Source organism: Actinokineospora fastidiosa (genome assembly GCF_014648415.1).
Classification (GTDB): Bacteria; Actinomycetota; Actinomycetes; order Mycobacteriales; family Pseudonocardiaceae; genus Actinokineospora; species Actinokineospora fastidiosa.
On the sequence record NZ_BMRB01000020.1, the window covers coordinates 1 to 855 of the forward strand.

The following is an 855-nucleotide window of genomic DNA, read 5'->3' on the forward strand; positions in this document are numbered from 1 at the left end:
TGTGTATTGGGAATCATGGGAGGACGTGAAAAACGAATGTAATTACTACACAAGATGTGGGGGATAACATCTAAGAGTCGTGAGCGGTTTATACAGCTACTCCAGCGCCAACGTTTGCACCAGCGTAGATGGGACCAACGGGGCTAGCAACATTGACACCAGCTCCAACGTGGGCTCCAGCGCCAATAGGGGCCACACCAACATTTGCATCGACATTAGCGCCAACTCCGACTCCAATGGGACCCACGACGCCAGCTCCTACGTTGGCACCGGCGTTGACACCGGCTCCAACACGAGCCCCGACATCTACGTTCGCACCGGCGTTTACACCGGCTCCAACACGAGCACCAGCTCCTACGTTCGCACCGGCGTGGACACCGGCTCCAACGCGGGCTCCAGCACCAACACCGACTCCCGCATGGGCGCCTGCATTGATACCGGCTCCTGCGAGACCGCCGAGGCCGACACCGACGTTGCCCATGACGTTGCCGCTGATGCCCGAGGCGAGATCTGTACTGCCCGAGAAGATACCTCCAATTCCTGCACCGAGGCCTCCTCCAACATTAACATCGGCGTTAGCTCCGAATCCTAGACCTCCGAGACCAATTCCAGGGATCATGCCACCACCATTTCCGAAACCTCCAACAGCTGGGCCAGATGGGAGACGGACGGGTCCAGGGGCGTGGAATGTAGGGGATTGGACGGTGCCAGAAGGGTGTTGAGGGGCAGGTCGGGGCTGGGCAGGCTTCTCTGTGTACGATGGGTGTTGAGCTGGTGCTGGCTTGGGTGGTGCGGAGTACGACGCATGGGTTGGCGCGTACGACTCATAGGCTGGCGCGTACGACTCGTGGGCTG

At 59.8% G+C, this 855-nt stretch carries 1 protein-coding gene; it reads left to right on the forward strand.

Annotated features, from left to right (window positions below; genetic code table 11):
- Positions 1-79: 79 nt before the first annotated feature.
- A complete protein-coding gene (locus IEY98_RS33550; RefSeq protein ID WP_189214504.1) occupies positions 80-592 on the forward strand; it encodes a hypothetical protein in 513 nt (170 codons plus the stop codon).
- The last annotated feature ends 263 nt before the right edge of the window (positions 593-855 follow it).